Here is a 23,889-nt window from a genome sequence, read left to right as displayed (position 1 = left end):
GAGGGAAAAGGGTGAGTGAACAGCGGGAAGCCCATTTTGCTTTTCGGCAGGTTTTGGTGACAGCATTTTGCCTTATTATGGCTTTTATTCTGATTCTACTGCTGTTTTTCGCAGGGAAAGCAGAGTATTCTTATAAACATTTCTTTCTGCTGGGGAACGGTACATTGCTTTGCACAGTGATGCTGGCAGCGGGTATCTTGGCGGCCGGATGCGGAAAATGCAGAAATCTGCGGAAAGTTTTGGAAGAGCATTCCGGTAAAGCGATTCGGATGCTGACGGTCCTGTTCGTTTTTGTTCAGATATACATTTGTTATAACGCGTATTTTTACACGGGGTGGGATGTGGCAGTATTGTTGTCCGAAGCCTTCCGGGTTGCGGAAGGCCAACCGCTGACGGCGCTGGAGTATTTTTCCTCTTACCCCAACAATATATTGCTGCTGCGGATTTTCTCGCTGATCAGGAAGATAGATTTGAGTGTGGGAATTCTGGATGTGCAGCAGGGGATTATGGGGATACTGTGTGTGCAGTGTCTCCTGTCCGGCCTGACCGGATATTTCCTGTTTCAGATCCTTCGCGGTTATACAATTGCAGGGGCGTGGGCAGGATGGTTCTGCTATCTTGTGTTGGTCGGTACCAGCGGATGGATATTGATCCCGTATTCGGATTCCTGGGGGCTCATTTTTCCAATGGCGATTTTATATCTATATGTAGAATTGCAGAATGGAAAGCATACCAAAATGAAATGGGGGCTTCTGGGGGCGCTTTCCTGTTTTGGATATCATGTAAAGCCCCAGATTTTCATCGTTTTCATTGCGATTACACTGGTGGAACTTTTTCGTCGGAAGTCCGGAAAACCGATATATCAATGGGGGCTTTTGTATGCGCTGGCCGGGATCCTTCTTTCCTCTGTTCTGTATAGTTGGCTTGTGAGTGATCTTACTGGGCAGCTGGACAGGGAGAAAGCATTTGGAATGTCTCATTATGCCATGATGGGACTGAATCAGCAGAATAACGGAGGGTATCTGGAATCAGATGTGGAATTTTCCAGGAGCTTTCCCACAAAGGAGGAACGTTCCCGGGCCAACAGGGAAGTCGTGGGACAACGGCTGGGAGAGATGGGAATCCAGGGGCTGGGCTCTCATCTCGTCCGGAAAATAATGACAAACTATGGAGACGGAACCTTTGCATGGAGGTGTGAGGGAACCTTTTTCTCCGGTATTTATGAACTGAAAAATGAACTTTTTTCACCTGCACTGCGCAATATCATGTGGGGCGACAGCCTGGCAAATGCTGTGAACGAAACCTTTAGACAGGGGATCTGGCTGTGGGTGACAGCATCATCTCTGGGATTGGTGGGATACCGGAAGAAAGCAGATCTTTCCCTGTCGGTGATTCTGCTGACAATCATCGGAACCATACTTTTCGGACTGCTGTTTGAAGCACGGGCCAGATATGTGTACATTTATGTTCCCTTTTTTATTGTCACAGCAGTTCTGGGATTTCGAAAAACAGTAGAATGGTTGTCCTCATCTTTCATTGGGTCAGTTTGGCGTTGGGGTAAATCCGCTCCATCCGCTCATCCGGAAAATGAGAATCCAGAAAGGCGCTGAGAGAATTTTCCGGCTCCGCAGCTGATATGGCAGCGGTCTGCCGTTCTGAATACCGTGCCAGGGCCAGGGAAGAGAGAAGCATGTTGAAAATCATGAACACAATCATACAGTTGCACAATATTCTGCCTGTCCGAACAGGAAGTTTTTCGATCAGGTCAGAGAACCTGGGATAAATCAGCTTTAGCCATACCACAGCGGCGATTCCCCAGAAGAAGCAGTACAGCAGATTGATGCGTCCGCCCAGGTTAAAGGCGAAATCACTGTAATCCCAGAACACAGTGCCGAACGCAAGCTCGGTGAACACGCTGCAGACATATTCATAAGCGCCGCCCAGCAGGGTGCCTGCCAGAAAGATATGCCGGTCACTTTTATCCCGATAGCGGTATAGGAAGAGGGTGAGCAGAGCGCAGCCCAGTCCCCACACAATACTGAAAGGACCGTACACCACACTGCTGCGGCTCATGAGGATACCCGTTGTCAGAAGGCAGAAGATGGTTTCGGTGATATCTCCCAGAAAGGCGCCGATGAAAAAGAGAGCCACCAGCTTATAGAAACTGCACCCCTGGGCAAATACCTTTGGCTCGCTTTTGGCCTTTCGGGATTTTTCCTGGAAATCTTCCGCAATGGCCTCTTTGTTGATGACGGGAAAGGCCTTCTGCATACGCCTCTGTACGCCGGTATTCAGCCGGTTTTCCAGCAGACGGGAAGTGTGCCGCATTTCCGCGGACAGTTGGGAGAGGCGCCTGGCGGTGATTTCCATGCCCAGGACGGCCATGGCGGTGGTGATAAAGTCAAGAATCAGCAATCCTGCGGCCACCCACTGAACCACAAGTGTGATGACGCCCGGGATAAGTCTGAGAGCGCCGCACAGCAGAGGATTGAGAAAAAGCATGGTAACTACTGCCAGCAGCCCCCACAGCAGGGAATAGCGGGCACAGACATAGCCGCCCAGGTTAAAACGAATATCAGAGTAATCCCAGAGCTTTTTCCGGAAGATTTTCTCCATTGCCATTCCGGTGGCATATTCCACCAGGCTGGCCAGCAGAAGGCCGCCTAAAAACAGAAAAAAAGGGCGGGATGTCAGCTCCGGAAGGAAGACCGCGAACAGTACGGCGCTGAAACCATAGACAGGACACAGCGGACTGTTGACGAAACCTCTGTTGACAAATTGCCTGCGGGTGAAGGCAGCGTAGCAGACCTCTATACACCAGCCCGCAAAGGAATAGATGAAGTACAGCCAGATTAAGTCTGTCAAAGTATAAGTCATGAAAAATCTCCTCTTTGGTATTTCCCGTAACAGTGCAGACAGCCCCTGCCGCAGATCGCTGAACTGTCACGCCGATGCACCTGTATCACAGAACACAGAAAAACTATGGTCAATATTATACATGGCCGGGATAGTGAACGCAAGAGAAAGACGGAAACAATATCCTGTGTCTGTTTTTGGGATATTCCATTTCACGGTTCAGGGGCCAAACTGTCTTCACGGATAAAGCGGCAACGCAAGGACTGCAATCTGCGCTGCCCCTGGTGTCACAATCCTGAAACGATTGCACCTGTTCCGCAGACCCTGTTGTTTCAGGATACCGGGAAACTCGTTTCATACGGAATGAACCTGACGGTAGAAGAGGCAGTGGAGAGCGTTATGCGGGATGTGGACTTTTATAAAGCAAGCCAGGGGGGCGTTGCCGTCAGCGGGGGAGAACCCATGCTCCAGCCGGAGGGTGTGGCGGAGCTTTGCCGTCGCCTGCGGCAACTGGGTGTAAGTACGCTGATCGATACAGCCGGAAACGTTCCGTGGGATCATTTTGAGAGAGTTCTGCCTTACACAGATTGTCTCTTCTATGATTTCAAGTCCCCTGACGAAAAAGTTTACCGTGAAATTGTCAGGGGAAATCAGAAGCTGATCTATGAAAATCTGAGAAAGATTTCGGACAGAGGGTTTGCTCTCCATGTCCGAATACCATTAATACCAGGCATAAATGATGATACCCATTCCCTGGAAAGAAGCGCCGCCCTGCTGGTGGAAATGGGGATTCGTAATGTCGATTTGCTGCTTTTCCACCGAATGGGTGATGCGAAGTACCGGGCGATGGGATTATCTTATGCCTTTCGCGATATGCGCCCTCTGTCAGAGGAGCGTATTCGTGAAGCGCAATCTGTTTTTGAGAGGCATTTTACCGTGACGGTAGAAACATAGAGGAAGGCTGCATTTTTCTCTTGACGAATCGGACGGGGTGATGTAGGATAATGTTAAGGCACCTAAAAAAGGCTTATAAAAGATAAGGAAACCATCCGGATAATTTGGAAGGGAAGACAGTGAGGGAAAAAGGAAGCGGAAGAGAGGATGCGATAATGGAACAGAAGCGGGAATGTCATCGTGGATGCGGATGCGGCAGAAAATTGTCCTATGAGCATGACAGTCTGTACAGTATGATGCGGGCATGCGGGTATCATCTGTATGTGCGTTCCGGCAGAGAGGCGGGCCAGGGAAGGATCCTGGCTATTTTGCTGGACAGAAAGAGCATGACGCAGAAAGCGTTACAGGATATCCTTCGGATACAGCCGGGATCCGTCAGTGAGATTCTCACGAAGATGGAGGAAAAGGGGCTTATCCGGCGCCAGAAGGACGAGGAAGACCGGCGCAGAAGTGTGATTGAGCTGACAGAAACAGGGCATGAAGCGGCGGTACGGCAGGAGCAGCAGGAGGACGGAACCCCGACTTTTGCGGCCCTCTCAGAACAGGAGCAGGAAGAAATGAAAAAAATGTTGGCAAAATTGCTTGAAAGTTGGAAGTAAAGATGAAATTTATATTTTCTTACCTAAAAAAATATCGCTTTATGATTGCACTTGGTATGTTTATTAAATTATCAGGTACCGTTGGTGAACTGCTGCTGCCTTATGTGCTGGAACATCTGGTGGATGATGTGGCGCCGGAACAAAATGTGAGGCTTGTTTTTGCCTGGGGAGCCGTTATGCTGCTTCTGGTGGTTTTCGTACGGCAGGCCAATGTAAAGGCAAACAGGATGGCTATCAGAGTGGCTAAGAGCAGTATCTATGAGATTCGCCGGGACTTGTTCTGGAAGTCGGTGAATCTGTCAGGAGAACAGCTGGACGAGTTCGGGCTGCCTTCGCTGAATTCCCGGATGACTTCGGATTCCTATAATCTCCAGAGCTTTATCCAGTCCAGTCAGACCATGGGAATCCGTGCGCCAATCATGCTTATCGGAGGTATCTTTATCACGCTGACCATGGACGTGGGACTGGCTTCTATTCTCTGCATTATGGCGCCGATTCTGATTGTGGCGGTGGTATGTGTGTCCATGAAGGGAATTCCGCTTTACGGCAGGGTGCAGAAATCGGTGGATGACATTGTGCGGATTATGCGGGAGAATATTACAGGTATCCGTGTGGTGAAGGCACTTTCCAAAGAGGATTATGAGATGCGCCGTTTTGAGGAGGCCAACAGCGAGATGGCCAGAAGGGATATCAAAGCGGGCATTGTCATGGCGCTGCCGGGCCCTATCATGACATTCATGCTGAATGTAGGACTGACTATCGTGGTGATTGTGGGTGCTTATCGCGTGAACGGCGGTGTGACTCAGCCGGGGGTCATCCTGGCTTTTCTGACATATTTCAACATGATTTTGATGGGTGTTATGGGACTGAACCGGATTTTCATGCTGATGTCAAAGGCCAATGCCTCTGCTCACCGCATCGCTGCTGTGGTTCAGACGGAAGATGAACTGACGCCTGTTCCCGCGAAGGAAGCAGCGGTCACGGACCGGGACGAATACATTATATTTGAACATGTGGGATTCAGCTATGGGAAAAGCGAACATTCCGGGATGGAGGAGGATGGAATTACCGGAGAAGAGAGCATCGGAGAGAAGAAAGATTCCTCCGGAGAAGAGAGAGCCGGGAAGGAGAAGAACGACGCTTCCGGAGGAAAGGATACCTCAGGGAAAGGATCGGGTTCCTCCAGAGACAGGTTCGACGGACTGGAGAGGCAGAAATGCCTGGAGGACATTGATTTTGCCATAAAGAGAGGCGGGACTCTGGGAATTATCGGAGCGACCGGCTGCGGTAAAACCACAATTATCAATCTGCTGATGCGCTTTTACGATGCCGACGCGGGGAATATCTTTATCGGCGGGAAAGATGTGCGGGCTTATGACAAGGATGAGCTCCATCAGCTTTTCGGTGTTGTATTCCAGAATGATGTTATCTTTGCGGATTCGCTGAAGGAGAATATTTCCTTTGGGCGTGATGTGACCGGGAAGGAACTGGAGGAAGCGGCTGAAGACGCCATGGCAAAGGAATTTATCGAAGATTATGAGGATACATATGATCACAGGGCGGTGGTCAGAGGTGCGAACTTAAGCGGCGGACAGAGGCAGCGGGTGCTGATTGCGAGAGCGCTGGCAGCAGCACCGCAGATTCTGGTACTGGACGATTCTTCCAGTGCTCTGGATTATAGGACAGATGCCGCACTGCGCAGAGCCATTCGGGAGCATCATGCGGATACCACCACAATCATCATCGCCCAGCGTGTCAGCTCCATTATGGGGCTGGACGACATTATCATGCTGGATGAGGGAAAAATTATAGGGCATGGCACTCATGAAGAGCTGCTGGAAAGCTGTGCCATGTACCAGGAAATTTACAGAACCCAGATGGGGAGTGTGTAGGAAACTGCCCTGATGTGCGGCAGTTTTCAGGCGGAAAGGAAAGGATATGGCAGCCAGAGATTCAATCAGGAAAAAACCGAAGGATACCCGGGGGACCTTCATACGGCTGATCGCCTATATCGGACGATATAAATGGATTCTCATGCTGGTATTTGCACTGTGCTTTACCAGCAATGTCCTGGCTCTGCTGGGACCCAGTCTGGCCGGTTCGGCCATCAATGAGGCTGCGGCAGGTGCGGGAAAAGTAAATTTTGACAGGGTATTTTATTTTGCATTCAGAATGCTTTTCTGTTATGTGGTTTCTTCCCTTATAACGATTTCCATCAATATTATAATGATGTGTGTCAGTAAGGGAATTGCAAAGGGGATGCGGAAGGATGTATTTGATAAACTGATGCGGATGCCGGTGGGATATTTTGACCGCAATCAGGCAGGGGATATTATCAGCCGGGTATCCTATGATATTGATGTGGTAAGTACCTGCCTGGCCACGGATGTGGTACAGATTCTCACAAGTCTTGTGACAGTCATCGGATCCTTCAGTATGATGCTTTACATTTCGCCGATTCTGGCGGTGGTGGTGGCGGTCACAATTCCGGCAGCTGTCATTTATGTGACGAATATACGAAAGATTACACAGCCCAGATATGTAAAGCGTTCTCAGAATTACGGTATTATGAATGGTTTTGTGGAAGAAATGTTTTCCGGACAGAAGACCATTATGGCGTATGCCTATGAGAACAGAGTGGCGGAGAATTTTGACAGAGTGAATCAGAATGCGGCTGACGCCTATTACAACGCAGATTATTACGGAATGACCATGGGGCCTACAGTTAATTCCATCAATAATCTGGGACTTACTTTGATTGCTGTATTCGGCTCTTTCCTGTATATGGGCGGGCGGATTTCTCTGGGGCAGATTTCTTCCTTTGTACTGTATTCCCGGAAGTTCTCCGGTCCCATCAACGAGATCGCCAATATAACAAACGAGCTGTATTCTGCACTGGCGGCAGCGGAGAGAGTATTTGGGTTGCTGGACGAGGAGGAAGAGCCGAAGGACCGGGAGAGAGCGGAAGAGCTGGATGATGTAAAAGGCAATGTGGCGCTGGAGAATGTGTCTTTCGGCTATGAGAAGGCGAAGATCATTATTCACAATCTGAATCTGAACGCGGACGCCGGGAAACTGGTGGCTATTGTGGGACCGACCGGTGCCGGCAAGACGACGATTATCAATCTGCTGATGCGGTTTTACGATGTGGATGAGGGAAGCATTCTGGTGGAGGGAAAGGACAGCAGGGACTATACCAGGAAGAGTCTGCGTGCCGCCTACGCCATGGTGCTTCAGGATACCTGGGTATTCAAGGGAACCATTTTCGACAATATTGCCTATGGCAAAGAAGGGGCCACCATGAAAGAGGTGGTGGCTGCGGCAAAAGCGGCGCATATTCACTCCTTTATCATGCGGCTGCCCCAGGGCTATGAGACTGTCATCAGTGAAGACGGGGGGAATATTTCCAAGGGGCAGAAGCAGCTGCTGACCATTGCCAGGGCTATGCTTTATGACGCGAAGATGCTGATTCTGGATGAGGCTACCTCCAATGTGGATACCAGTACGGAGAGAAGGATTCAGAAGGCTATGAGGGAGCTGATGAAGGATAAGACCTGCTTTGTGATTGCACATCGTCTATCTACTATTCAGCATGCGGACAATATTCTGGTGGTGGACCACGGAGATGTGGTGGAACAGGGAAATCATGAGAGCCTGATGGCGCAGAAGGGATTTTATTATAAACTGTATGCGTCGCAGTTTGAGTAATGTGCATTTTGACAGGGAGGAATTAAATATTGTGTTGAAATTACTGTACGGGACGGGGAACTCTGCAAAGCTGGATGCTATGCGGCACAGACTGGAAGGCCTGAATCTGGAAATTCTGGGACTGCGTGACATAGACAAAAGAATTCCGGAGGTGGAGGAGAACGGCGTCACACCCCTGGAAAATGCCAGGGTGAAGGCTCATGCCTATTATGAGACTTTTGGAATGCCGGTTTTCTCCTGTGACAGCGGATTGTATTTCGAGGGAGTGCCAGAAGAAATACAGCCCGGCGTCCATGTGAGAACGGTGAATGGGAAATATCTGACAGATGAGGAAATGCTGGAATATTATACCGGTCTGGCGAGGAAATACGGGGATCTGAAAGCCAGATACCGGAATGCCATCTGTCTGGTAATGGACAGAGATCATGTGTATGAATCCATGGCGGAAAGTCTGGCCAGTCAGCCCTTCCTGCTGACGGCGCGCCCCCATTCGAAAGTCCGGCACAAAGGATTTCCGCTGGACAGCTTGTCTGTGGATATTGAGACGGGAGAATACTTTTACGACTTGAAGGAAGAGCAGTTGGACGTGGTGGCAGTGGAGGACGGATTTCTGCAGTTTTTCCAGAATGTATTGCAGGAAAATGCCAGACTGTGAACCTTTGTATGCCGCAGAAGACTGCCGCTGCGCATTTGGATATTGTAGAGACACATGTCCTGAAAATATACAGGAAGGACTGGCGGAAACCAGTGAGAATTCCGCAGAATTTCGTCAGGGAAAGGGTCTGCCATACCGGGTAATTCGAATACAGGGTATGAGCAGACCCTGAGGTTTATGACGGAATAAAATTTTCAAATATGGGAAGTATGCCTTCCATTTCCAACAGGTTCATGGTTTCCGGATCTCGCACAGTCCAGCCGGCTTCATGAACTTGATAAAGCCGTTTCATCAGCCGCAGGCTTAAGCAGGAACGATCCTCATGATTGAAGGCGATAAAATCCGGACGGGTGAAGAAGGTGGTCAGCAGCATAGTCAGGATAATACGTACCGGCAGAGAGAGATTGCCCGCTTCGCTGCCCCGGAGAAAATTCTGACTGAGCTGTCCCCGGAGGACCGCAGGGTAATGTTTTTTCAGATGCAGGAGTACGGCAGGATGAAAGGATTCTATACAGTAAGTCCCGTGCCAGTTCTGCACAAGCGCCATCACAGCATCCGTCAGAGCGGCTGCGTTGCCCCGTTCTACTTTCAATTCTATAATCAGTGGTTTTTCTTTTTCAAATAATTCCAGAACATTTTGAAACAAAGGGATAGTTTCCTCTGCCCCCAGCAGGGGATATTTATCCAGATCGGCCGTTTGCAGATCTTCGATGATGGCATCTTTGCCGCAGACTCTCCGGAGGCTGCTGTCATGAATCACCGCCAGGTTGCCATCAGCCATCAGGTGGACATCTAACTCTGCACCAAAGCCATGTTCCACGGCCTTCCGAAAAGCGGCCATGGAATTCTCCGGGATGCCATGCTCTGCGTCATGAAGCCCCCGATGGGCATAGCGGACACCGGACAACTGCTCCCAGCCGGGCTGGTTCCGACGGGGAAGGAGCAGCAGACACCAGAGCAGGAACAGTGTCAATGCCATGACAAGTAAAATGATGAGTATCATGGGAAGGTCCTCCTTTGTAATTCGGCAGCAATTCAGCACTTTGCCGTCTGAATTGCTGCCTGTATAATGATTCATGAAAACAGAAGATTCACCAGGGGGATGCTGCTGTTAATCGTCCATGGCTTCAAAAGCTTCCAGCCCTTTTTTGGGTTCTGCTTTGCTGTCGCCATGCCGCACAAAACACATAGTGACAAAGCTGAGGAGAACGAAGAGGGCGGCGTAAGGGAAGAGAACAGGATATCCCAGAGCTTTCATCAGAGAGCCTGCCAGCACAGGGGTGATTACCTGAGCTATCATGGAAGCCGTATAGTAGAAACCGGTAAATGTTCCCACATCACTGCCGCGGCACATTTCTACTACCATGGGCAGAGAATTGACATTGATGGCTGCCCAGGCAAGTCCCACCAGGGCAAAGACCACGAACATGACGGCATTGATGGAGGAGAAACGGGTGGTCAGGAAGAAGCCGGCGATAAAGCAGGAAGCCAGCAGGATAATCCCGGACAGAATGGTTTTCTTACGGCCGAATTTCGAGGCAACGATACCAATGGGGATGAAGGAAACAATGGCACCGCCGGTGGCAATCAGCAGACAGTTTGAGGCACCGCCCAGACCTTCACCCATAACCTGGGAGACATAAGTGGTAAACCAGGTGGTTACGGCATTATAGCCGATAAACCACAGTGCGATGGAAGCCAGCAGGAAAACGAGACTGCGTTTTACGGGAGCGGGAAGCCTCTCACGGCCGTTACCGTTGTCTTCAGCCAGATTCCACTCCGGATGGGCCTGCTCCAGCTTCTTATTTTTCGCTGCCAGTTCCGGCTCCCGGATAGTAAAGAGCAGCGTGACTATGGCGATTACCATGATGGCGGAAACCACCAGAAACAGAGGCTGGTAATTGACATGGGTCAGATCTGCTACTTTGGAGGTGGGGTACAAAACTGCGGCAACGCCCAGATAAAGGACGCCTCCCACGGCACCCATCAGATTGATGATGGCATTGCCCTTACTGCGCAGAGGCTTTGCCGTTACATCGGGCATCAGTGCCACGGCGGGAGAACGATAGGTACCCATTGCAATCAGCAGCAGTCCCAGAACCACAATAAAAGCGGCCAGCTTAAATGGGGCGGCTTCCCTGGAATAACTGTTGTCCAGTACAGGCAGGACGTTCATCAGGATGACTGCCGCGGCCGTACCTGCGATGATATAAGGTGTACGGCGGCCCAGCTTTGTGCTGGTTCTGTCGGAGAGTCCCCCGAAGAAGGGCAGCAGGAACAGAGCCAGAATATTATCTGCCGCCATAATCATTCCGGTCAGAGATTCGTCCATACCAAAAGTCTCTCTCAATACCAGCGGAATGACATTGTCGTACATCTGCCAGAAGGAGCTGATGGACAGGAATGCAAGACCTACCAGAATGGTTCGTTTGTAGTTCAGCTTGAGTTCGCTCATGTTTTGTCCTCTTTCTTTCCTTTTATTTATGTTTTGTAAGGAACTTTGTTGCCGGACATGGAAGTGTTTTATTTATTATAACAGGAAATTTTGTCTGTTGTACAGAAAAAGTTCGCCTTAGTGACATATAAGGCGAACTTTTTTCATAACTTTTATTATTTTATACTTTTTATCACCATATTGCAAGTAAAATCTGCTTTTTTACTTTTCTGGCAGTTTTGTTAATTTTCTGGCGGATGTTATAACATATATATTGCAGGTTGCATTCTAAAAGCTTCACACTGCGGCCAGATTCACATCAGATCAAAGGAGAAATTCAGAAATATGAAAAACGAAAGAAAATTAATGGGACCAGGTAAAATAGTACTAGAAGAAACAGGCTTTCGGACAACACAGTTCAATCTATACAGCGAGAGCAGTTCCGTATATTGCAAAACGCTGAAAGAGTTATGTGTTAAATGGCTGCAAGGATGCTGCGCAACTGTGAAAAAAAGTACGTATTGCGGATATAGTTACTGTGTAAATTCTCATATCATTCCATTTTTCGGTGAAATTTTACTGGAAGAGATAGATGGGACAATAATCGCTGCCTTTATTGACAGAATGCAGAAAAAGAACCTGGCAGCCACAACAGTGCATTCTGTCCTTGCGGTTTTTAAACTGACTTTAAAATATGGTGCCCGCATAAAACTGCTGGATAGCAGATTGCTGGATTACTGCAACATCAATTGTCACAGACCCGAGTCAAAAGTGCTGACTTTGCAGGAAAGTAATCGGATGAAAGAATATCTGCTGGAAGAGAATAACATATTTGCCATTGCCATTTTGCTGTGTCGCGGTACAGGAATTCGACTGGGAGAACTTTGCGGCTTAAAATGGGAGGATATAGATTTTTCTACTGATACTTTTCGAATCAGGCGTACCATATCGCGCATAGCCAACCCTCATATTTCTGAAAATCAGCCCAAAACAGTGATTTATATTCGGCCTCCGAAATCCAACACGTCTGCAAGAGAAATTCCAATTCCCGGGTATTTGATAAAACCGTTGAAGCAGCTGAGAAAGGATGCGGAACTGTACTTGCTTACCGGCCGGCTTACCTGTACGGAACCGCGCAATGTGCAGAAGAAATTTAAGACCATTTTGAAACGCTGTGCCATGGAAGACTGTAATTTTCATGCCATGCGTCATGGTTTTGCCACAGCCTGTCTGGAAAAAGGAGTAGACTGCAAAACGGTATCTTCCATCCTGGGGCATGCCTCCACTCGTACTACTATGGAGTTCTATGTACATACATCTATGCGCCAGAAAGCGAACTGTATTAATTCTATCGAATAAAAAGTTCGCCTTATATGTCACTAAGGCGAACCATTTGAATGTATAAAGAACGGAAATTGCGCATATTTATGCAGTCAGGACCGTCAGACCCTGATTGTACCAGGGAAATAAGACAGAAAAAAGGACAGCCGAGGAACAGACGGGATGCTGTTCCGGCCGATGCATACGAAAGGAAAACGACGTTGATAGATTATCAGCCCTTCTGGAAGACATTGAAGAAATCCGGAGAATCCACCTATACTTTGATCACCAGGCACAGGATTTCCAGCGCCACAGTGGACAAGCTCAGGAAAAATAAGCCGATGAACACAACCACGCTGAACGACCTGTGCAGGATACTGGAATGTACTCTGGAGGATGTGGCGCGCTATGTGCCGGACGGAAGGGAGAAGGAGGGCTGACAGCGGAAGAAAGCTGTGGGGGATCTGAACCGCCAGGTATTTCAAATCAGATCACATATGGCAGATATCCGGGAAAACAGGCTTTACAGCAACGAGGATAACGGAGGATGCTGGCCGCGACAGTAAATACTTTAAGCCGGATGTGGGAAAGCAGCACAGCCGGCTTTGATACTGAACTTATCCTATATTTGACAAATCAGGATGAAGCTGATGATTGTTCAGCAGCAAGTCTTTTCTCCAGCCTTTCTTTTTCAGCTAACAGAGAAGCAATGAGGGCATCTTTTTCAGCAAGAGAGTCACCCCGCTCCTTTAAGGCAATCTCCTGCTCTTTTATAGTGTTCTCCTGTTCTTTTAAGACAGTTTCCTGTTCTTTTAAGGCAGTTTCCTGTTCTTTTAAGGCAGTTTCCTGTTCTTTTAAGGCAGTTTCCTGTTCTTTTAAGGCAGTTTCCTGTTCTTTTAAGGCAGTTTCCTGTTCTTTTAAGGTAGCTTCCTGTTCTTTTAAGGTAGCTTCCTGTTTACTTAAAGCAGCTATCTGCTCTTCCATAATCCGCTGTACACCACGCTGGCAGCGATAATAATCCTCCCGGGCTTCGCAGATCTGCCTGATCCGTTCTTCCCTGGTAAGTCTGTAGATGGCGTTTCCTGCTGCCAGGATGTCTTCGTTCTGCTGAGCGATCATTTTGATTTCCTCCCATGTGGTTGCCTTGAAGAGAGTGGCCCACTGATCAATTCGATATCGTTTATCCTCTTCGGTGGCCAGATCTATATGAGTTAAGTCTATCACAGATAGGCGTAGTTTGTCACTGTAAACCATATAATTTTTAACGTTCATCATCATATAAGTGGCATAAAATTCCGGATAATCCTCGAACAGAGTGAAATCCAGAAGCCCTATATGTATGGCAGGCTTTACCTGTTGATAATCATCTCCCGAGTTCAGATTGTCGAAAGAACGGCACAGATAGCTCAGGGAACGTTCGGGCCAGTTGTGCTGATTGATTACCTGAAGTTCCAGGTTGAGGATAATTCTGTTGTTGAGAAAGACCTTGATATCCAGAATAAAATCTTTCTCATCTACACTGGTACCCAGAATGATGGGATTTGTGATTTCTGCAGAAAGAATTTCATCGGGACGCAGATGAAGCAGGGAACCGATAAGGCCTTTCAGGGCTTTGTTGCTGGATTGAAGCAGGGCACGGAAAAGGTAATCGTTGGTCATACGGACTGTCACCGGGCCTGTGGCGGAGCTGAGAAAGTCAGGAAGCTCAGGAGATAAGGGAAATTCGGAAGATTCAGGATATTTGGAAAGTCCCGGAAGTAAAGATGGAGCGAAGGTGTTTTCAGACATGATAGAATTCCTTTCCTATATAGATTTGCCGGAAGTTGACAGAAACAGTATAATAGAAATATCTGTTGAATGAATTAGAGTATAGCATACAGGGAATTGCCTGTAAAGCAGATGGAAAGAATGTCAGTGTAGAAAAAGAATTAACGATAAGGCGATAAAACGGATTGCATATACAACATGTGGTATGCAAAGAGAATAAATGGGACATAATTTCCCATATTTTGTATGTGCAGAATTGCGTATGATTAAAGGAAGACAGACTTTGCCGGCTGTGTATGTATAGAATGGCTTTCAGAGAGTTCGTGTAGAATATATTTGCCTGGGCATGTATATGTTAAGAACAGAACACAGGTTAAGAACAGGACACAGACAGAAACCTGTCTGTTGCATAAGCGGGTGTTTTATGAATGTGAAAAGCGACGGTTCCCGTCAAAGAAACCGCCGCATCTTTGATATCCGGATATAAAAATCAAACCGTAAATTTTAACTCCGGAATATGAATTCCAGATAACTCCGGACCAAACGTTATATTACTTCCATCCCTCCGGAAGGTAAGCAGCAGTATTGGCAATCATATCGTCTGCCAGCCTGTGAATTTCTTCTTTGGTGATGCGCCCTTTCACCAGAGGATCTGATGCAAATGCTTCATAAACCAGCTCTCTGTCACAGGTAAGAGCAGCATTCAGAATGCGCTCATGGTTCTCAATATGAGGCATCAGAAGTGCTTTCACATTCTCCGGCACCCGGCCGGCCATAAGGGGCTTGATAGAGTCGCGGCTGAACACGGCGTTGGTTTCCACCACTGCATCGGCGGGCAGATTGGGAATCTGCAGACAGGTGTTAGGGATATTGACATTGCTGATAATCCGGTCCAGTCCGCAGATGGCCTTGATCAGCTGGATTCCTTCTTCCCCGGTGGGTTTCAGTTCAATTTCTTCTTCCCCCGAAGCCAGACGGTGACTGCGATCCAGACGTTTCTGCAGATCTTCTTTTCTCCAGTCCACGGTGGTCAGCCCGAATTTCCAGCCGGTTACAGTCTCAGGATCCTTCAGATATTCGTCTCCGGGCATGAATTCCGCCAGGTGACGGTCACCGGCTGCGGCGATGAGGCCATACCGTCTGAACAGATCGAACTTTACCCGATGAGCACAGTTAAAAGTGCTGTTTGCCCAGTTTTCGTGACTTGCGGCAAGCCCTTCTTCATAATGTTCATCAATGTATTTCTCATAGACAGGAAAGAGGTCGATGCCTTTATATGAAGCCTGATCAAACCAGGTAAAATGGTTGATGCCCAGGACATTGACGAGTATGTCATTTCTCCTGATGTCTTTTAAACCGAAGGTTTCTTCACAGATGTTTTTCAGCACCATCTGAGTGCCAAACACTTCGTGGCAGCAGCCAAAAGCCTTGATCTCAGGATATACATGATACAGGGTCTTCACGCAGAGTGTCATGGGATTGGTATAATTGATGACCCATGCGTCAGGGGCATAATTTTTGATTGCGGAGGCAATATCGGCGAACATGGGAATGGTGCGGAGGGCACGGATCATGCCGCCCGGTCCTGCTGTATCTCCCACAGACTGATAAATGCCATGTCGCTCCGGAAGATGGACATCAGATGCCATTTCGTCAAATGTGCCCGGCAGAATGGAAATTACGACGAAGTCACAGCCTGTCAGCGCCTTTTCGATGGTTTTGCAGGTAACATAATCCCATTTTCCCACTGCATCAGGACGACTGCTCAGACGTTTTCCAATCTGTTCATTGTTTTTTGCCGCAGCCTCGTCGATATCGAACAGACGGATGGTGCCGCTGATGGAGGCATCCATTGACAGATCTGTCATAAATGTCCAGGCCCATCCGCGGGAGCCGCCGCCGATGTAGGCAATCTGAATATCAGATACTTTGTTTTCTGCATATTTCATGATAAGTACTCCTCCTTTAAAAAATTTCGTACTCAGATATTGCCATTATACAATAAAATAGTATAATAATCTCATATAATCTTGTCTGAATTCAGCATTTTCGTACTATCGGACACAAGACAGCTTTGGATACGGTACAGGGACATAATTTTGGAGATGTGGACAAAAGGCAGCAGATCAGACAGAGCATCGAAAGTAAAAGCTGTGGGCGGAAGGAAAGCGGAATCGTAGGCCAGGATGGCCTGAGAGGAGTACCGGGAAGGGACGACTATGGAGCAGGTGATATTCAGACAGCGGGTGGAGGGGCTGATAGAGGCGGAACAGGTGATTCGGGAGAATGAATTTTCCATGGCAAACCGGCATTTTCATGATACCTATGAACTGTATTATCTTCTGGAAGGAGAGAGGTATTACTTTATTGATAAAGAGACTTATCTGGTAGGAGCAGGGGATGTGGTCCTTGTGAAGCCCAATCAGATTCATAAGACCAGTATGGCGAAGGCTTCTTACCATAATCGGATCCTGCTTCAGATTAAAGGAGAAGCATTTGACACCTTCCTGAAGAGTAATGGTTTTCTGACTCTGGGAGAACTGTATGACAGGAATATGCAGATCATCCGTCTGAGAAAAAGGGATGCTGACATGGTGAAAACCATGATACTGCAGATTACGGAGGAGATTCGGGAGAGGCGGAAAGAATATGAGCTGATGGTGAAGGTGAAGCTGCTGGAACTGTTGGTTTTGCTGGCCCGGTATCGGAAGAATGTACTGCCGGACAGGAAAGAACAGACAGCACAGACAGCAAAGCATCAGAAAGTCCACGAGGTGGCGGACTATCTGCAGACCCATCCTGATACAAGGGAGTGCCTGGAGGAGCTGGCAGGGAGATTTTATATCAGCAAGTCTTATCTGAGCCGGATCTTCAAGGAGGTCACGGGATTTGGCGTCAATGAATATACGAATATTGTACGGGTCAAAAAGGCTCAGAATCTGCTGATATACGGGGACTATTCTGTCACGGAAATCTCGGAACTCCTGGGATTTGAAAGTATTACTTATTTTGAGAGAGTATTTAAAAAATACACACTTTATACACCGCTGAGATATCGGCGGGAGAAGCGGGCCTGACATCAGCCGGGCAGAGGTATGTACGGCGGACATTGACGGAATTAGAATGTGGTGCGGCAGCAAATTGCGGTGAAAAGATAATGAGGAGTTTATATGAGCGGAGACAATAAGGAAGACAAACGGGATGTGGATGCGCTGATTGCGCTTCTGGACGGCTGTACACAGGCCGGGGAAAGCAGAATCAGGGTGGATGTAGTGGAAGGAGAAGGGAAAGTAGTGGATCGCCGGTACCATCATGGACGCTGCGACATAGGGAGTCCCTGGGCCTGCGGAACGGCGTTTGATGTGCTGGAATAGCTGATAATGCGGAATCAATACGAGAGGAAAACAAAGTGCATTTTGTAGAAGCGAAGGGGATTCTGTCTGCGCAGAATGGAATGAATCTATACAGAGGCTGTACACATGGCTGCATTTACTGCGACAGCAGGAGTAAATGTTATCAGTTTACTCATGATTTTGAAGATATTGAAGTAAAGCAGAATGCGCCTGAACTGTTGGAGAAGGCATTGCGATCCAAAAGGAAAAAATGCATGATAGGAACAGGCGCCATGTGCGATCCCTATATGCATTGTGAAGAGCAGCTGCAGCTGACCAGGAGATGCCTTGAAATCATAGACAGGTATGGATTCGGCGTTGCCATTCAGACCAAATCCGACAGAATTCTCAGGGATTTGCCATTGTTGAAAAGTATCAATGAAAAAGCCAGATGTGTGGTGCAGATGACACTGACCACATATGACGAAGAGTTGTGCAGAATTCTGGAACCAAATGTGTGCACAACCCGGGAGCGTGTGAAAGCCCTTCAGATTTTTCATGAAAACAGTATTCCCACTGTAGTCTGGCTGTCACCGATTCTGCCTTTCATCAATGATACAAGGGAAAATGTGGAGGGCATCTTAAATTACTGTATTCAGACAGGTGTGAGCGGGATTATCTGCTTTGGAATGGGGATGACTCTGCAGGAGGGCGACAGAGAATATTTTTATGCCGCGCTGGACAGGCATTTCCCCGGCATGAAGGAACGATACCATAAGAGATATGGGTATGCTTACGAAGTGCCCAGCGACCGGAGCAGGGAACTGATGCAGCTGTTTTACAGAAAATGCAGAGAGAATAATATTATCTGTGAGGTGGAAAAATGTTTTGAATATCTGCGGGAGCTTCCGGAACGATATGAACAGCTGACACTGTTCTGAGGGAAAAGGGAGGAAAAGTGTTATGCAGCCGCAAATATTATGAAGAATGGAAAACTTATATAATTGAAAAAATCAGAATATCATGGTATCATAATATATGTCAAAAGTTGGCTTGTATACTTTATGGGGATGATAAGAATGAAGATAGAACGTGTGGATGAAAAAACAGTAAAATGTTTTCTGTCTAATGAAGATCTGGAAGAGTATGACATTGATTATAAAGACTTTATTATGCGCAGTGATAAGGCCCGGGAAGTAGTGCAGGATATCATCGAACAGGCCCGGGAAGAGGTCGGGTATAAGCCGCCTCAGTTTGCCTTTGATCTGCAGATTATGCTGTTGCCTGACCAGGGGCTGATACTGACTTTTTCGGACAGAGATCCCGAGGGCAAGGAGAGCGATCAGTTTATTGAATGCCTGAAAGAGATGAAGAGAATTCTTCAAAGGACCCGTGAAAAGCTCAGCATAAACGGGAATTCCGCTTCCGGGGAACAGGAGGGAAATGCTGCGCAGGAGATTCCGGAAGAAGGAAAAGCGCCAGGGCAGAATCAGCAGGCGGAGCGCCCGGGCTTTGCGGTGTTCGTCTTCTCCGGAATCGGCAGAATTATGGAATATGCGGCTGTGCTGCCGACAAAGCTGATGGTGGACAGCAGGCTGTATGAGATGGACGGACTTTATTATCTGTATCTGCTGAAAGGGCGCGCCTCTTATGAACGCTACAGCAGGGCCTGTGTTCAGGCCATGGAATTCGGCAGTCTGTATGCCGCAGACGAGTCCCAGGTGGCGGGCCTGGAGGAACACGGCCAGTGCCTGATTTCAGAGAAGGCCCTGAAGAAGCTGAGAGGGTGATTTGGTCATTTTTGGTCTTGACAATTTCAGCTGCCATGCACTATAATCCCATACATACAGACGGTGAAGAGGATCAGTACGGAGTTGGAAGCATCCCAGAGAGAGGACCGGCCTATCTGACACTGCGGGCAGCGGTGGGAATGGCAGCTGAGAGGTTCTTATGTGGAAAGTCCGGAACCTGCCTTGGAGTTCCCTGCGAGGCCGGCTGACAGCAAATAATGCTGTATCAGTGGGCTGAAGTATGGCGCAGGCCGGCGTTATCGGCACAGGAGATGGATGCAATGGCATCAATTAGGGTGGTACCGCCGGTTTTCCGGTCCCTTCGGGACGGAAGACCGGCGTTTTGTCGTACACAGGGAATATTGCGGAACTAATAACAGTTATGAGGCCAGCTTCATGACGAAACGAAAAGAGGAGGACGAGTGAAAATGGCAGACAAAAAAATGGTGGAAGAAATTACCTCCATGAATGTGGACTTTGCCCAATGGTACACAGACGTGGTGAAAAAGGCGGAACTGATTGATTACACTTCTGTAAAAGGATGTATGGTAATCAAGCCTGCGGGTTATGCGCTCTGGGAGCTGATTCAAAGACAGCTGGATGAGCGGTTCAAAAATGCGGGGGTGGAAAATGTATATCTCCCCATGTTTATTCCCGAATCTCTGCTGGAGAAGGAGAAGGACCATGTGGAGGGATTTGCGCCTGAGGTGGCCTGGGTGACACATGGCGGACTGCAGCCTCTGCAGGAAAGACTGTGTGTACGTCCTACTTCAGAGACATTGTTCTGTGACTTTTATAAAAATGATGTGCATTCCTACAGAGACCTTCCCAGAGTTTATAATCAGTGGTGTTCCGTGGTACGTTGGGAGAAGGAGACCAGACCTTTTCTGCGCTCCAGAGAGTTCCTGTGGCAGGAGGGGCATACAGCGCATGCCACGGAAGAAGAGGCCCAGGAGCGGACGATTCAGATGCTGAATCTGTATGCAGATTTCTGTGAGGAAGTATTGGCGATTCCTGTTATCAGAGGGCAGAAGACAGATAAGGAGAAATTCGCAGGAGCAGTAGCCACATATACCATCGAGGCGTTGATGCATGACGGCAAAGCACTGCAGTCCGGTACCAGTCATAATTTTGGAGACGGATTTGCGAAAGCCTTCGGGATTCAGTTTGCAGATAAGGATAATACGCTCAAATATGTGCATCAGACTTCCTGGGGAATGAGTACCCGCATTATCGGCGCCATTATCATGGTGCACGGAGACAATGAGGGGCTGGTGCTGCCTCCCAGAGTAGCACCTGTGCAGATCTGTATCGTACCGATCCAGCAGAAGAAGGAAGGGGTACTGGAGAAGGCATCTGAACTTCGGGACAGACTCCACAGACATTTCCGGGTGAAGGTAGATGATTCGGATAAGAGTCCCGGATGGAAATTCGCAGAAGCAGAGATGAGAGGATATCCCCTCCGGGTGGAAATCGGCCCTAAAGACATAGAAGCCGGAAAATGTGTGATTTGTCGTCGGGATACCAGAGAAAAGCTGGAAGTGCCGCTGGAAGAGCTGGAGGTTAAGGCAGGAGAACTGCTGGAGATTATGCAGCGGGAGATGCTGGAAAGAGCCAGGGTGCACCGGGACGAGAATACCTGGACAGCGGTGAATATGGATGAATTTGTCAATATATTCAATGAAAAAAGCGGCTTTGTAAAGGCAATGTGGTGCGGCGATGAGGAATGCGAAATTCAGATTAAAGAACGTCTGAGTGTAACCAGCCGGTGTATGCCTTTTGCTCAGGAACACATTGGGGAGAATTGCGTATGCTGCGGCAGACCCGCGAAGAAGATGGTATACTGGGGCCGGGCGTATTGAGTCCTGCAGGAAATATGAAACCTGGTACACACCCGGACGGATACCTGTATGAGCAGCAGTAGCCGGCGGCGGGACATATACTGCCGCTGGAAAAGGAATATTGTATGAACTATATTGTAATGGATTTGGAATGGAATCAGAGCAATACCGGTACAGAAGAGGAAATAGCCGTTCTTCCCTTTGAGATTATTGAAATCGGCGCTGTAAAATTGGATCATTCCGGGTTCGCATTGGGAGAGTTCAGTGAGCTTATCAGGCCTGTGGTATATCCTGAAATGCACAAAATTACAAGCAGGCTGATTCATTTGCAGACACAGGAACTGGAGAAAGGGGCAACCTTTACGGCGGCGGCGGAACGCTTTCTGGAATGGTGCGGAGAAGGGGAATATATGTTCTGTACCTGGGGAAGTGCAGATCTCACAGAGCTTCAGCGCAATATGAAATTCTACCATCTGACGCCGCTGGCCGGGGGGCCGATTGCGTTCCTGGATGTGCAGAAGCTGTTCAGCCTGGCCTTTGAGGACGGTAAATCCAGAAAATCTCTGGAACATGCCATTGACTTTCTGGAGCTGGAAAAGGACATTCCCTTTCACCGGGCACTCAGCGACGCCAGCTATACCGCCAGAATTTTCACCGGGATTCTGAAGAAGAAACCGGAAGTACTGGAGAATGTCTCCTATGATGTATTCTGGCCGCCGGCAGACAAAGCGTCGGAAATTAAGGTTCGATTTGATTCTTATATGAAATATATTTCCAGAGAATTCGACAGCAAGGAAGAGGCCCTGGGGGACAGGGAAGTGGCTTCCAGCAAATGCTATCTGTGCTGCCGGAATCTCCGGAAAAAGATCCGCTGGTTTACGCCTAACGGGCGAAACTATTATTGCCTTGCCAGATGTGAGAAACACGGATATCTGAAAGGAAAGATCAGAATCCGCAGGGCTGACAGCGGAAGGCTGTATATTGTAAAAACTACCAGGCTGATCTCTGATCAGGAGGCGGACAAAATCAGAGAGCGCAGCGGTCACGCAAAAGAAATGAACAAACAGCGCCGGATTCAGAAAAAATCCAGATGATCGCGGCCCCGCCTTCTGCCGCGTCCTCTGTGCCGGCCCCGCTTCTTACGTCTTCCACGGCGGGGCCGGCCGGATATCACATAATTTTTCAAAATAATGCGAGTGACCAGTACGATAAACAGAATGAGCGCCAACGAGGAAATCCCGATGAGAATTACTGTCATATTAATGAAAATGAAAGGTTTTTCCTTTTCGGCCTCCTCCGGTATGACATCAAAGACGTATCCTTCTTCATTTCTTATGTTGAAATCCACTCTTACCGTTCCGATATCCACACCATGATAAGAATAGGTAATGACAGCAGCCTGATTTTCGTTACCGGACTCATAGGAAATAACCGATTCTGTGTCCGCGAAAGAGATCGTTTTGGGCAGAATAATGTAGTCATCCCGGTTCAGAGACAGAATTGGCTGCGAACTTCCGAAGATGTCGTTTCCGCTGTAAAACAGACCGGTATTGTCGATATTATATTTGGTCTCGGCCTGGGAGACATTTATTTTCTCAAAATTGGAAAATCCGTATTCGAACAAAGCAATGGTGTCTTCATACTGATAAGGAGATTCATCATGCATTACCACGCAGATCAGTTTCATACCGTTTCTCTCCGCACAGGAGACCAGGCAGCTCCTGGCATCGTCTGTATAGCCGGTTTTACATCCGACCAGATATTTGTAGGCATACTGACCGCCGGGAATAATCTGCATATGATTATTCTCCAGTTTTCCCTGAGGAAGCTTATCGGTGGCCGGAAATTCCATGCGCCTGGTCAATGTAATTTTGCACAGCATTTCATTGGCAAAAAAAGCTCTGCCGATCATGGCCAGGTCATAGGCCGTAGTATAATGATTTTCATCCGGCAGCCCGTTAGGATTGACAAAATTGGAGTTCAGACAGCCCAGCTCTGCCGCTCTGGTATTCATCATGCCGGCGAAGACAGCCCAGTCTGTGGTTCCCGATATATGCTCGGCCACGGCGTAAGACACTTCATTGGCGGAACGAATCAGGATGGCGTTGAGACACTGTTCCATGGTGAGCTCCTGTCCCACATCCATGGCGATATGACTGCTGTCCCAGGGAGTATCGAAGACTGCGTCATGGGAAAAGGTGACAATTTCATCCATCTGGCATTGCTCGGAAGCAATCAGGGTAGTCAGAATTTTGGTGGTGCTGGCAGGATATTGCTGCTGATGAATATTCTTGGCATAAAGCAGCGTGCCCGTTTCCGCGTCGATCAAAATGGCGGATTCGGCGCCTACTGTCGGACCCACCGGCCAGTTTGGGACTTCGTTGGACTGAATTTCCATGGCGCGCTGGGTTTCCAGACGCAGCTGGGCTTCGGCGGATGTGGCGTGAACCGTGAGGGTGCCGGCGGACAGACATATGGCGCAGGCAGCTGTTATGACCGAAAAATTAAAAAATGTATGGATGACGGATTTGCTCCGGATATATTTTTTGAAAGAAATCATATTGTAACCTCGCAAGTTATGTGGGTATCAAATTCTCACTTCAGATGATTCTTATTATATACTATTTTTCTCC

The 23,889-nt window shown here is 48.2% G+C and carries 22 protein-coding genes; 16 read left to right on the top strand and 6 right to left on the bottom strand.

Translation table 11 applies throughout. The features are described 5' to 3' along the window. Nucleotides 1-11: 11 nt before the first annotated feature. On the top strand, nt 12-1,610 hold the full coding sequence (locus NSB25_RS08550) for a glycosyltransferase family protein (protein ID WP_103239242.1): 1,599 nt from the start codon (nt 12-14) through the stop codon (nt 1,608-1,610). On the opposite strand, the gene NSB25_RS08545 is transcribed toward NSB25_RS08550, so the two are convergent. Beyond that, nucleotides 1,534-2,877 (bottom strand): putative ABC transporter permease, encoded by a 1,344-nt coding sequence (locus NSB25_RS08545; RefSeq protein WP_103239241.1) that lies wholly within the window; start codon nt 2,875-2,877, stop codon nt 1,534-1,536. The two genes, NSB25_RS08550 and NSB25_RS08545, sit on opposite strands and share 77 nt — an antisense overlap. Before the next feature lie 105 nt (nt 2,878-2,982). Between NSB25_RS08545 and NSB25_RS08540 the strand changes: the two genes are divergently transcribed. The 5 genes from NSB25_RS08540 to NSB25_RS08520 all read left to right on the top strand — a co-directional run bounded on the left by NSB25_RS08540 (nt 2,983) and on the right by NSB25_RS08520 (nt 8,772). Continuing rightward, nucleotides 2,983-3,810, top strand: coding sequence for a radical SAM protein (locus NSB25_RS08540; RefSeq protein WP_103239240.1), 828 nt, complete (start codon nt 2,983-2,985; stop codon nt 3,808-3,810). 104 nt (nt 3,811-3,914) lie between these two features. Beyond that, nucleotides 3,915-4,409: a MarR family winged helix-turn-helix transcriptional regulator gene (locus tag NSB25_RS08535; protein WP_103239239.1), complete on the top strand. Its 495-nt coding sequence runs from the start codon at nt 3,915-3,917 to the stop codon at nt 4,407-4,409. Between the two features lie 2 nt (nt 4,410-4,411). After that, nucleotides 4,412-6,301: an ABC transporter ATP-binding protein gene (locus NSB25_RS08530; RefSeq protein ID WP_146040008.1), complete on the top strand. Its 1,890-nt coding sequence runs from the start codon at nt 4,412-4,414 to the stop codon at nt 6,299-6,301. A gap of 46 nt (nt 6,302-6,347) precedes the next feature. Then, the gene (locus NSB25_RS08525; RefSeq protein WP_103239237.1) at nt 6,348-8,117 is read left to right on the top strand and encodes an ABC transporter ATP-binding protein; all 1,770 of its coding nucleotides are present in this window, start codon (nt 6,348-6,350) and stop codon (nt 8,115-8,117) included. Between the two features lie 31 nt (nt 8,118-8,148). Next, nucleotides 8,149-8,772: a non-canonical purine NTP pyrophosphatase gene (locus NSB25_RS08520; RefSeq protein ID WP_242982376.1), complete on the top strand. Its 624-nt coding sequence runs from the start codon at nt 8,149-8,151 to the stop codon at nt 8,770-8,772. A gap of 175 nt (nt 8,773-8,947) precedes the next feature. Here NSB25_RS08520 and NSB25_RS08515 read toward each other — a convergent pair whose 3' ends face one another. After that, on the bottom strand, nt 8,948-9,775 hold the full coding sequence (locus NSB25_RS08515) for a glycerophosphodiester phosphodiesterase family protein (protein WP_172455046.1): 828 nt from the start codon (nt 9,773-9,775) through the stop codon (nt 8,948-8,950). A 108-nt stretch (nt 9,776-9,883) separates the two neighbouring features. Further along, the gene (locus NSB25_RS08510) at nt 9,884-11,227 is read right to left on the bottom strand and encodes an MFS transporter (protein WP_103239235.1); all 1,344 of its coding nucleotides are present in this window, start codon (nt 11,225-11,227) and stop codon (nt 9,884-9,886) included. A gap of 324 nt (nt 11,228-11,551) precedes the next feature. Here NSB25_RS08510 and NSB25_RS08505 point away from each other — a divergent pair, with 324 nt between their 5' ends. Together NSB25_RS08505 and NSB25_RS08500 are read left to right on the top strand one after the other, a co-directional pair. Next, nucleotides 11,552-12,565, top strand: a complete 1,014-nt coding sequence (locus NSB25_RS08505) for a tyrosine-type recombinase/integrase (RefSeq protein ID WP_103239234.1) — start codon at nt 11,552-11,554, stop codon at nt 12,563-12,565. 182 nt (nt 12,566-12,747) lie between these two features. Continuing rightward, the gene (locus NSB25_RS08500; protein WP_103239325.1) at nt 12,748-12,966 is read left to right on the top strand and encodes a helix-turn-helix domain-containing protein; all 219 of its coding nucleotides are present in this window, start codon (nt 12,748-12,750) and stop codon (nt 12,964-12,966) included. Between the two features lie 196 nt (nt 12,967-13,162). On the opposite strand, the gene NSB25_RS08495 is transcribed toward NSB25_RS08500, so the two are convergent. Together NSB25_RS08495 and NSB25_RS08490 are read right to left on the bottom strand one after the other, a co-directional pair. After that, nucleotides 13,163-14,185, bottom strand: coding sequence for an Rpn family recombination-promoting nuclease/putative transposase (locus NSB25_RS08495; protein WP_172455045.1), 1,023 nt, complete (start codon nt 14,183-14,185; stop codon nt 13,163-13,165). Between the two features lie 659 nt (nt 14,186-14,844). Further along, nucleotides 14,845-16,242, bottom strand: a complete 1,398-nt coding sequence (locus NSB25_RS08490; protein ID WP_103239232.1) for a family 4 glycosyl hydrolase — start codon at nt 16,240-16,242, stop codon at nt 14,845-14,847. 125 nt (nt 16,243-16,367) lie between these two features. Here NSB25_RS08490 and NSB25_RS08485 point away from each other — a divergent pair, with 125 nt between their 5' ends. The 8 genes from NSB25_RS08485 to NSB25_RS08450 all read left to right on the top strand — a co-directional run bounded on the left by NSB25_RS08485 (nt 16,368) and on the right by NSB25_RS08450 (nt 22,350). Beyond that, complete coding sequence (locus NSB25_RS08485; RefSeq protein ID WP_172455044.1) at nt 16,368-16,583, top strand: hypothetical protein; 216 nt, start codon at nt 16,368-16,370, stop codon at nt 16,581-16,583. Then, a complete protein-coding gene (locus NSB25_RS08480) occupies nt 16,513-17,370 on the top strand; it encodes an AraC family transcriptional regulator (protein WP_103239231.1) in 858 nt (285 codons plus the stop codon). Before NSB25_RS08485 ends, NSB25_RS08480 begins: the two co-directional genes overlap by 71 nt. Nucleotides 17,371-17,463: 93 nt before the next feature. Continuing rightward, entirely contained in the window at nt 17,464-17,667 is a 204-nt protein-coding gene (locus NSB25_RS08475; RefSeq protein ID WP_103239230.1) for a hypothetical protein, read from the top strand. Nucleotides 17,668-17,702: 35 nt separating this feature from the next. Then, nucleotides 17,703-18,566, top strand: a complete 864-nt coding sequence (locus NSB25_RS08470; RefSeq protein WP_103239229.1) for an SPL family radical SAM protein — start codon at nt 17,703-17,705, stop codon at nt 18,564-18,566. Between the two features lie 138 nt (nt 18,567-18,704). Next, nucleotides 18,705-19,415, top strand: coding sequence for an adaptor protein MecA (locus tag NSB25_RS08465; protein ID WP_172455043.1), 711 nt, complete (start codon nt 18,705-18,707; stop codon nt 19,413-19,415). 276 nt (nt 19,416-19,691) lie between these two features. Then, the gene (locus NSB25_RS08460) at nt 19,692-19,841 is read left to right on the top strand and encodes a hypothetical protein (RefSeq protein WP_172455041.1); all 150 of its coding nucleotides are present in this window, start codon (nt 19,692-19,694) and stop codon (nt 19,839-19,841) included. A gap of 2 nt (nt 19,842-19,843) precedes the next feature. Continuing rightward, nucleotides 19,844-21,277 carry a proline--tRNA ligase gene (gene proS / locus NSB25_RS08455; RefSeq protein ID WP_103239226.1) on the top strand — a complete coding sequence of 478 codons (1,434 nt, stop codon included), beginning with the start codon at nt 19,844-19,846 and terminating at the stop codon, nt 21,275-21,277. A 104-nt stretch (nt 21,278-21,381) separates the two neighbouring features. Then, a complete protein-coding gene (locus tag NSB25_RS08450; protein ID WP_103239225.1) occupies nt 21,382-22,350 on the top strand; it encodes a 3'-5' exonuclease in 969 nt (322 codons plus the stop codon). On the opposite strand, the gene NSB25_RS08445 is transcribed toward NSB25_RS08450, so the two are convergent. Next, a complete protein-coding gene (locus NSB25_RS08445; RefSeq protein WP_103239224.1) occupies nt 22,332-23,816 on the bottom strand; it encodes a D-alanyl-D-alanine carboxypeptidase family protein in 1,485 nt (494 codons plus the stop codon). The genes NSB25_RS08450 and NSB25_RS08445 overlap by 19 nt on opposite strands. Nucleotides 23,817-23,889 lie beyond the last annotated feature (73 nt).

Source organism: Acetatifactor muris, from assembly GCF_024623325.1.
GTDB lineage: Bacteria > Bacillota > Clostridia > Lachnospirales > Lachnospiraceae > Acetatifactor > Acetatifactor muris.
This window is presented reverse-complemented; position numbering and strand designations above follow the sequence as displayed.

Coding starts and splice junctions, on each gene's coding strand:
- NSB25_RS08545 (WP_103239241.1), bottom strand. CDS start 2,877: ATGACTTATACTTTGACAGACTTAATCTGGCTGTACTTCATCTATTCC.
- NSB25_RS08540 (WP_103239240.1), top strand. CDS start 2,983: ATGGTCAATATTATACATGGCCGGGATAGTGAACGCAAGAGAAAGACG.
- NSB25_RS08530 (WP_146040008.1), top strand. CDS start 4,412: ATGAAATTTATATTTTCTTACCTAAAAAAATATCGCTTTATGATTGCA.
- NSB25_RS08525 (WP_103239237.1), top strand. CDS start 6,348: ATGGCAGCCAGAGATTCAATCAGGAAAAAACCGAAGGATACCCGGGGG.
- NSB25_RS08515 (WP_172455046.1), bottom strand. CDS start 9,775: ATGATACTCATCATTTTACTTGTCATGGCATTGACACTGTTCCTGCTC.
- NSB25_RS08510 (WP_103239235.1), bottom strand. CDS start 11,227: ATGAGCGAACTCAAGCTGAACTACAAACGAACCATTCTGGTAGGTCTT.
- NSB25_RS08505 (WP_103239234.1), top strand. CDS start 11,552: ATGAAAAACGAAAGAAAATTAATGGGACCAGGTAAAATAGTACTAGAA.
- NSB25_RS08495 (WP_172455045.1), bottom strand. CDS start 14,185: ATGACCAACGATTACCTTTTCCGTGCCCTGCTTCAATCCAGCAACAAA.
- NSB25_RS08490 (WP_103239232.1), bottom strand. CDS start 16,242: ATGAAATATGCAGAAAACAAAGTATCTGATATTCAGATTGCCTACATC.
- NSB25_RS08480 (WP_103239231.1), top strand. CDS start 16,513: ATGGAGCAGGTGATATTCAGACAGCGGGTGGAGGGGCTGATAGAGGCG.
- NSB25_RS08475 (WP_103239230.1), top strand. CDS start 17,464: ATGAGCGGAGACAATAAGGAAGACAAACGGGATGTGGATGCGCTGATT.
- NSB25_RS08465 (WP_172455043.1), top strand. CDS start 18,705: ATGAAGATAGAACGTGTGGATGAAAAAACAGTAAAATGTTTTCTGTCT.
- NSB25_RS08460 (WP_172455041.1), top strand. CDS start 19,692: ATGCAATGGCATCAATTAGGGTGGTACCGCCGGTTTTCCGGTCCCTTC.
- proS (WP_103239226.1), top strand. CDS start 19,844: ATGGCAGACAAAAAAATGGTGGAAGAAATTACCTCCATGAATGTGGAC.
- NSB25_RS08450 (WP_103239225.1), top strand. CDS start 21,382: ATGAACTATATTGTAATGGATTTGGAATGGAATCAGAGCAATACCGGT.
- NSB25_RS08445 (WP_103239224.1), bottom strand. CDS start 23,816: ATGATTTCTTTCAAAAAATATATCCGGAGCAAATCCGTCATCCATACA.